Annotated in this window: 7 protein-coding genes; 3 read left to right on the top strand and 4 right to left on the bottom strand. The window is 44.6% G+C overall.

The features are described 5' to 3' along the window. Positions 1-316: 316 nt before the first annotated feature. Entirely contained in the window at positions 317-847 is a 531-nt protein-coding gene (locus J3998_RS12880; protein ID WP_208151076.1) for a helix-turn-helix transcriptional regulator, read from the bottom strand. Positions 848-952: 105 nt separating this feature from the next. Here J3998_RS12880 and coaBC point away from each other — a divergent pair, with 105 nt between their 5' ends. Beyond that, positions 953-2,146 (top strand): bifunctional phosphopantothenoylcysteine decarboxylase/phosphopantothenate--cysteine ligase CoaBC, encoded by a 1,194-nt coding sequence (coaBC, locus tag J3998_RS12875; RefSeq protein WP_208151075.1) that lies wholly within the window; start codon positions 953-955, stop codon positions 2,144-2,146. Here coaBC and J3998_RS12870 read toward each other — a convergent pair whose 3' ends face one another. Then, positions 2,147-2,728 (bottom strand): DUF4136 domain-containing protein, encoded by a 582-nt coding sequence (locus J3998_RS12870; RefSeq protein WP_208151074.1) that lies wholly within the window; start codon positions 2,726-2,728, stop codon positions 2,147-2,149. 5 nt (positions 2,729-2,733) lie between these two features. Beyond that, positions 2,734-2,916, bottom strand: a complete 183-nt coding sequence (locus J3998_RS12865; RefSeq protein WP_208151073.1) for a hypothetical protein — start codon at positions 2,914-2,916, stop codon at positions 2,734-2,736. 70 nt (positions 2,917-2,986) lie between these two features. Here J3998_RS12865 and J3998_RS12860 point away from each other — a divergent pair, with 70 nt between their 5' ends. Beyond that, positions 2,987-3,472 carry a deaminase gene (locus tag J3998_RS12860; protein WP_208151072.1) on the top strand — a complete coding sequence of 162 codons (486 nt, stop codon included), beginning with the start codon at positions 2,987-2,989 and terminating at the stop codon, positions 3,470-3,472. A 320-nt stretch (positions 3,473-3,792) separates the two neighbouring features. Here J3998_RS12860 and J3998_RS12855 read toward each other — a convergent pair whose 3' ends face one another. Further along, positions 3,793-4,404, bottom strand: a complete 612-nt coding sequence (locus J3998_RS12855) for a flavin reductase family protein (RefSeq protein WP_208151071.1) — start codon at positions 4,402-4,404, stop codon at positions 3,793-3,795. A gap of 148 nt (positions 4,405-4,552) precedes the next feature. On the opposite strand from J3998_RS12855, the gene pgm reads away from it, so the two are divergent. Then, positions 4,553-6,196 carry a phosphoglucomutase (alpha-D-glucose-1,6-bisphosphate-dependent) gene (gene pgm, locus J3998_RS12850; RefSeq protein ID WP_208151070.1) on the top strand — a complete coding sequence of 548 codons (1,644 nt, stop codon included), beginning with the start codon at positions 4,553-4,555 and terminating at the stop codon, positions 6,194-6,196. Positions 6,197-6,827: the final 631 nt, after the last annotated feature.

Below are 6,827 nucleotides of genomic sequence, written 5' to 3'. Positions count from 1 at the left end.
ATCACTGAATTTTGATTTTTTCATGCAGAATCTCCTGCGTGTAGATTACGAGAAAATTCTACTTTTAACTGCGTTTATTTTTCGGGGGGATTACCGTGGCGTTTGCTTTTTGTGTTTCTGCACCGCTCGAATCCTCCTTACTCGATTATTCTCAAGCCTTCTATGCTTTTTAAACAGGGTGTTATTGGTGTTTATTTAGGCTATTGGCAAGACCTTCGCTGATGTTGCCGCGACCCAGTTAACAAAGGAAGAAGTAAATACGGCAGACATAAAAAAGCCACGCGGGCGTGGCTAGACTTCTAGGAGAGAATTTTAGTTATGTTGCTGAGGACTCAGTATTAGTAATCAGTAGATCTTCAAAGAAATAGGCGACTAATTCATGTCGGCCGGCAACCTGAGCTTTTTTATAGAGGTTAGAAGCTTGCTGGCGTACCGTTTTCTCTTTGGTATTACGGATATTAGCAATTTCATCTAGGCTCAGCCCTTTTAACAGTAATAGTGCTACTTCCTTTTCACTATTAGTGAAAGCCCAAGTTTGGAATTGCTTCTGGATCATGTCGGAAAATTCACCGCGCAGTTTTTGAGATTGCTCCTGCGCACTATCTAGCTGTTGTTTAGTTTGATCCAAGCTTTCGCTGACATCCGTTAATTTGATTTTATGGCGTCGAATTGAATGCAGCATATAGCCAAATGCCACCAGCGAAAGGATGGCCATAACAATTTCTATCCATATATGAGTATTCATACCGCCCATATCATGTAAGTCATGATAAATATCGAGTGCCGAGATTAAAAATAGCGTGATAAATATAAACAGGCTGAAGTGCAAAATATTAAATTTTTTCATGTTTTTGTATCCCATACTCAAAGCTTTTTTGACCTCCACACTGCCAAAAAATAGGGCAAGGGTTTATCATAGTCACAAATGTTAACAAGCTAATCTGAATCGAAAATGAAAATACTTTTAGCCGTGAGTGGCGGTATTGCCGCTTATAAGTCTTTGGAATTGTGCCGTCATTTTATTAAGGCGGGTCATCAAGTTCAGGTGGTGATGACCGAAGGTGCCAAGCAATTTGTTCAACCACTGAGTTTTCAAGCGTTGAGTGGTCATCCGGTGCGTGACAGTCTGTTCGATACTGAACAAGAAGCGGGTATGGGGCATATTGATCTAGCGCGTTGGGCGGATTGGATTATTCTCGCACCGGCAACTGCCAATACCTTGGCAAAGATTCGCATGGGCTTAGCGGATAATTTGTTAACGACATTGATTTTAGCGACCGATAAACCGGTGATTATGGCTCCGGCGATGAATCGATTGATGTGGCAAAACTCGGCTACGCAAGAAAATATAGAGGTATTAAAACAGCGTGGTTTTCATGTTTTGCAACCGGCTAGTGGTGAACAGGCTTGCGGTGAAGTTGGTACTGGGCGCATGCCGGAAGCGATTGATATTTTCCGGAGCTGGCAAGCTTTAGCCGAACAGAACGAGCAGGTGGACAATGCGTTCTGGCAAGGTAAACGCCTGTTAATTACCGCTGGTCCAACTTTTGAAGATTTGGATCCGGTGCGTTTTTTGGGTAATCGTAGCTCCGGAAAAATGGGCTTTGCGCTTGCCGAGCAAGCAGCTAAGTTTGGCGCAGAAGTCACCTTGATTGCAGGCCCGGTTAATCTGGCAACGCCGGATAAAGTGACACGAATTGATGTGCGTTCCGCACAGCAGATGTTCGCCGCAGTACAAGAAAATTACCAGCAAGCCGATGTTTTTATTAGTGCAGCTGCTGTGGCGGATTTTAGAATGACTGAATCCAGCGAACAGAAAATTAAGAAGCAAGACGGGCAGGAAGGCTTAACGTTAAATTTAGTCAAAAACCCTGATATTGTTGCTTGGGTTGCTGAACAAGCCGACAAACCATTTGTAGTTGGTTTTGCTGCAGAGACAGAGAATGTCATTGACTATGCGCTTAGCAAATTGCAGCGCAAGAAGTTGGATATGATTTGCGCCAATCAGGTTGGTGAGAATTTGGGTTTTGAAAGCGATGTGAATCAGCTGACGCTTATCACGTCGACAAAACAAAAAGCGCTTGTCGATTCATTGAAGCGTCAACAAGCGCAGCAACTGTTACAGTTTCTTGCTGAACAGCTGTAATTATTTTTTCGGCGGGAAGTTTGCCAGTACTTTCTGTACTGCCGCTTGAATTAACTGCATTGACTCTTGTGGGCTGTTGGCTAAGGTAAAATCAACTTCGGTTTTGCCGCGCCACACCACTTGATAGTTCGGGTCGTAAATATCGATGATCAGGTTATAGTCTTTGCTTTCAACTAGCGGCTCGTTTGCTCCGAACATAATGCCGCCGTGGCGACCGAATGTTCCAAAGCCAAAACCGATACTGACCGGGTCTTGTGCCATGTAGGTTTCAGTCTGTACATAATAGCTGACAAATCCGTTGGCTGGATCACGTTCAACCGAAATCCCTTTCGCCTGTAAGCTCTCTTCAATTGCAATTTTAATACGCTGCGCTTGCAACGGCTGTTCAGCTTTGTATTTTAGAATTGCGTTGTTCTCAACTCGATCCGCCGGCAGAAAACTGATGTTTTGATAACGTTGGAAATCGACATTTGGATTGTAGTCTTTGCTGACAGGGGCACTACAGCCGCTAAAAAGCAATGCCGAAGAGATAATTAGCCCAAGGGTTTTACAGGTGGAAGAGAGAGCAGATATTTGAAGCATAGCAATTAATCCTGATTTTTATTGGTCAGCCAATATGACAGCCAAAAAGCCGGTAGCATAATTAAGAAACTGAATACAACGCTAAGGATTGTGGTTTGCGTTGTTTCACCTTGATAAAGCGCAATGGCTCCAATGACGAACGCTAAAATTGCACTGTTACGCAGTGATTTTTTTAAGGCTAGATTCATTATATTCTCGGCAGTTAATTAATTTATTGAGATAGTATTGTATTCAAAAATCCAAAAAGAGATGAAGTAAGTGAGCACGATTAACGAGCGTGATAGATATTGGTTACAAATGGCGGCAGATCTGTCGCTGGCTGCGATTGAACAAAACTGCGGTGGGCCTTTTGCGGCAGTGGTGGTCTGCGAGAATGAATTCGTTGCTTCCGGCCAGAACCAGGTATTGGAACTCAATGACCCGACCGCGCATGCCGAAATGCAGGCGATTCGCGCTGCTAGCCATAAACTACAGCGTTTTGATTTAAGCGATTGCGTGATTTACAGCAGCTGTGAACCTTGTCCGATGTGCTTGAGTGCGATTTATTGGTCACGCATTCCAAAACTCGTTTATGCCAATAGCGGTGCCGACGCCCGAGCGATCGGTTTTGACGATGTTTGGATTGCCGAGAACCTCTGTCAGCCATTGCCATTGCAACCCATTCAGAGTGAACGTATTCCGATAGAAAGTGCTACCCAAGCGTTTAAGCTTTGGCAACAGAAAACCGATAAGATCATGTATTAAATGCGGTTTGAAATTGAGCAATAAAAAAGGGCTTATCGGGAAGTGACCGATAGCCCTTTGAGAGGATAGACACTAGTTATATCAGTGGCAGTAAGCTTGCGGCAATGGCATTTTGCGGTTGTAAGCCAAGAATCAGCATTGAAGTGAGGATCAGCAGCTTTCTGCTTTTTAGTGGAGATTTGCTTTTGGTAAGGCTTCGTCTGCTCATTGATTCCTCCGCTTGCCTAAAAATTTACTACTGAAAATTACTAGCTAGTAATCGATTATCCTCTGCGTTTAACAAGCGTCAAGAGTTTGATTTATTTACTCTTTTTGGCATCTTATGCCAAAGTTGGCCGTTCCATTTCGAAAGTTGAATCCAGTTTGCAGTAGCCGTTTCCTCCCAGTTTACCGACCGCTTTTAGCGCTGCACCTTGGATTTTCTGGTCTTCGACTAACTCATCCGCAACATAGATCCCTAATACATCTAGCAGAATTAAAGTTCCGCCAGCCGGTTCATCGGAAATGCTGACGGTATCGCGAAGTTTACATTCAAAACGCATTTTCGCGGCCGCGACGCCCGGCACCTTGACCAGCTCGCTAACGCTGGTTTCAATATTCAGCTGCTCGATTTCACTGGTGTCGTGCGGATAGTCGGCGCAGGAGTCATTCATTAACTCGGCCGTGTCTTCGGTGACCACATTGACCACGCACTCTTTGGTCGCTAATAAATTCAACATGGTGTCTTTATGCGGGCGATTGCGTGCCGGCACTTGCGTGATGGTTAAGACTGGTGGATTCACGCTGGCGACACTGAAAAATGAATAAGGCGATAGATTACTGATACCTTGTTCGCTTAAGGTGCTGACCCAAGCAATTGGGCGAGGGACTACGCCGTTCACTAGCAGTTGATACTTTTCCGGTGCGGCTAAATCTTGGCAGTTCTGAAACATAAAAACCTTCTTTGTTTTGTTATTAGTGGTTACTAATATATCCGATTTATTCAATTGATGTCACTTGCATAGTCCTACGAAAAAAGCCAAGATAAGTGAATTGTTTTTTCACCATAAATCTTTAATAGATACAAAGCAGAGAGTCTCTATGTCACTATCGCCACTTGCGGGTAAGAAAGCCCCAGCATCGATTCTTGAAAATATTCCTAAACTGATGACCGATTATTACAGCCTTAAACCGGATGTTTCCAATCCGGAACAGGCGGTTGGTTTCGGGACTTCCGGTCATCGTGGTTGTTCCTCGAAAAGCACATTTAACGACACTCATATTGCAGCGATTTGTCAGGCAATTGTCGAGTACCGTCGTTTAGAGAATATCAATGGGCCGATGTTTGTCGGTATGGACACTCATGCTTTATCGGAAGCGGCGCACGCCACGGCGATTGAAGTGTTTGCCGCGAATGGCGTGAAAACCATTATTCAAAGCAACGGGCGTTATACGCCGACGCCAGTCATCTCGAATGCGATTTTGATGTACAACGAAGGTCGTCAAGGCGGGTTTGCCGATGGGGTCATCATTACCCCTTCGCATAATCCCCCGCAAGATGGCGGTTTTAAATACAATCCGCTGAATGGTGGGCCTGCCGACACCGATATTACTGACTGGGTGCAGAGTCGCGCCAATGTGATTATCGAAAACGACATGGTTGATGTAAAACGCTTGGCATTAAGCGATGCAATGGCATCCGAATTTGTCGAACCGACCGATTTGATGACGCCTTATATCGAAGGTCTGGAACGCGTTATCAATATGGCGGCAATCAAGGAAGCCGGCTTGAAAATCGGTGTTGACCCGATGGGCGGCGCCGGTGTCGATTTCTGGCAACCGATTGCCGAGCATTACGGTCTGGATATCACGGTGGTTAACAGTAGTGTTGATTCGACTTTCAGTTTTATGCACGTCGATAAAGACGGCAAAATCCGTATGGATTGCTCGTCACCTTATGCAATGGCTGGTCTGATAGATTTGAAAGATGATTTCGACTTGGCGTTCGGTAATGACCCGGACGTTGACCGCCACGGAATTGTTACCAAGTCAGCCGGTTTAATGAACCCGAACCATTATTTGGCAGTGGCAATTGATTACCTTTTCAATCACCGTCCAAATTGGCCTAGCAATGCAGCAGTCGGCAAAACACTGGTTTCCAGTTCGATGATTGACCGCGTGGCGCAAGCATCTAATCTAAACTTATCTGAAGTGCCGGTTGGTTTTAAATGGTTTGTAGACGGTTTACAAACAGGTTCATTCGGTTTTGGTGGTGAAGAATCGGCTGGCGCTTCTTTTTTACGTCTCGATGGCGGGCCTTGGAGTACCGATAAAGACGGGATTATCCTGAACTTGCTGGCGGCGGAAATTACCGCGGTAACCGGCAAAGATCCGGGACAGTTGTATCAAGAATTGACGCAACAGTTTGGCACGCCGATTTACACCCGTATTGATGCGCCGGCGAACCGTGAGCAGAAAGCCATTCTGAAAAACCTCTCACCGGAAATGGTTAAGGCTGATACCCTAGCCGGTGAAGCGATTACCGCCAAACTAACCCATGCACCGGGAAATGGCGCGGCCATCGGCGGTCTGAAAATCACCACCGAAAACGGTTGGTTTGCGGCACGTCCGTCCGGCACGGAAGACATCTATAAAATCTATGCCGAATCGTTTAAAGATCAAGCGCATTTAGATGCTATTCTGAAAGAAGCGCAAGCGATTGTCAGTGATGCTTTAAACGCTTAAGGCACATCTTTGTCAGGTAAAAACCCTGTGCTAGGCTCTTTTGTCTAGGCGGGGTTTTTTATACAGTAATTCTAAGGAAGCGCAGAATAAGTCCAAATGGCTTCAGGCAAAGTAAAATTTGGACTTGTTCTGCACTTCCCTAAGAGTAAATATTGGGATTAATTTACTTCTCGCCCTCGTTATACCATTCCTGTTCTATGCCGTCGCTTGAGAGCTTTTGAGTTCTCGGCAAATCTTTTCTGCTATTACTCAATTTCATGTTCTGCGTTTCCCTAATAAATCAGTGCTTTGTGACAACGTTTTTATTTTTAGGCATCCAGTCGAGCAATTTTATTGTGAAGCCAGCCTATGTCATTGTTTTATCTTTAGAGAAGGTCAAATTGACCTAGAAAATCAATAACAGGGACAAAAAACTTATCTTTTACGTGAAAGTACGTACAAAAAGAGTATACTCTTGATAAGCGGGTAAAATTTTTTTCACAAAGTTCATTGTGCGGGCAAATAACCGTTATTAATTTTTACCCAAGGATTCGTTTTTAGGGAAACGCAGAATAAGTCCCCATTGACTTCAGCGAGGTGTTTGAAGCAGTCAATTCTAGGCAGGTTTCGCAAAGCATAGCCATCGCTATGG

It is taken from the genome of Thiomicrorhabdus marina, from assembly GCF_017571465.1.
GTDB lineage: Bacteria > Pseudomonadota > Gammaproteobacteria > Thiomicrospirales > Thiomicrospiraceae > Thiomicrorhabdus > Thiomicrorhabdus marina.
The sequence above is the reverse complement of the archived record's forward strand: the minus strand, read 5'-3'. Positions and strand labels throughout refer to the sequence as shown.

What these genes read in the sequence shown, in the direction of transcription:
- J3998_RS12880 (WP_208151076.1), bottom strand. Translation starts at nt 847, where the DNA reads ATGAAAAAATTTAATATTTTGCACTTCAGCCTGTTTATATTTATCACG.
- coaBC (WP_208151075.1), top strand. Translation starts at nt 953, where the DNA reads ATGAAAATACTTTTAGCCGTGAGTGGCGGTATTGCCGCTTATAAGTCT.
- J3998_RS12870 (WP_208151074.1), bottom strand. Translation starts at nt 2,728, where the DNA reads ATGCTTCAAATATCTGCTCTCTCTTCCACCTGTAAAACCCTTGGGCTA.
- J3998_RS12865 (WP_208151073.1), bottom strand. Translation starts at nt 2,916, where the DNA reads ATGAATCTAGCCTTAAAAAAATCACTGCGTAACAGTGCAATTTTAGCG.
- J3998_RS12855 (WP_208151071.1), bottom strand. Translation starts at nt 4,404, where the DNA reads ATGTTTCAGAACTGCCAAGATTTAGCCGCACCGGAAAAGTATCAACTG.
- pgm (WP_208151070.1), top strand. Translation starts at nt 4,553, where the DNA reads ATGTCACTATCGCCACTTGCGGGTAAGAAAGCCCCAGCATCGATTCTT.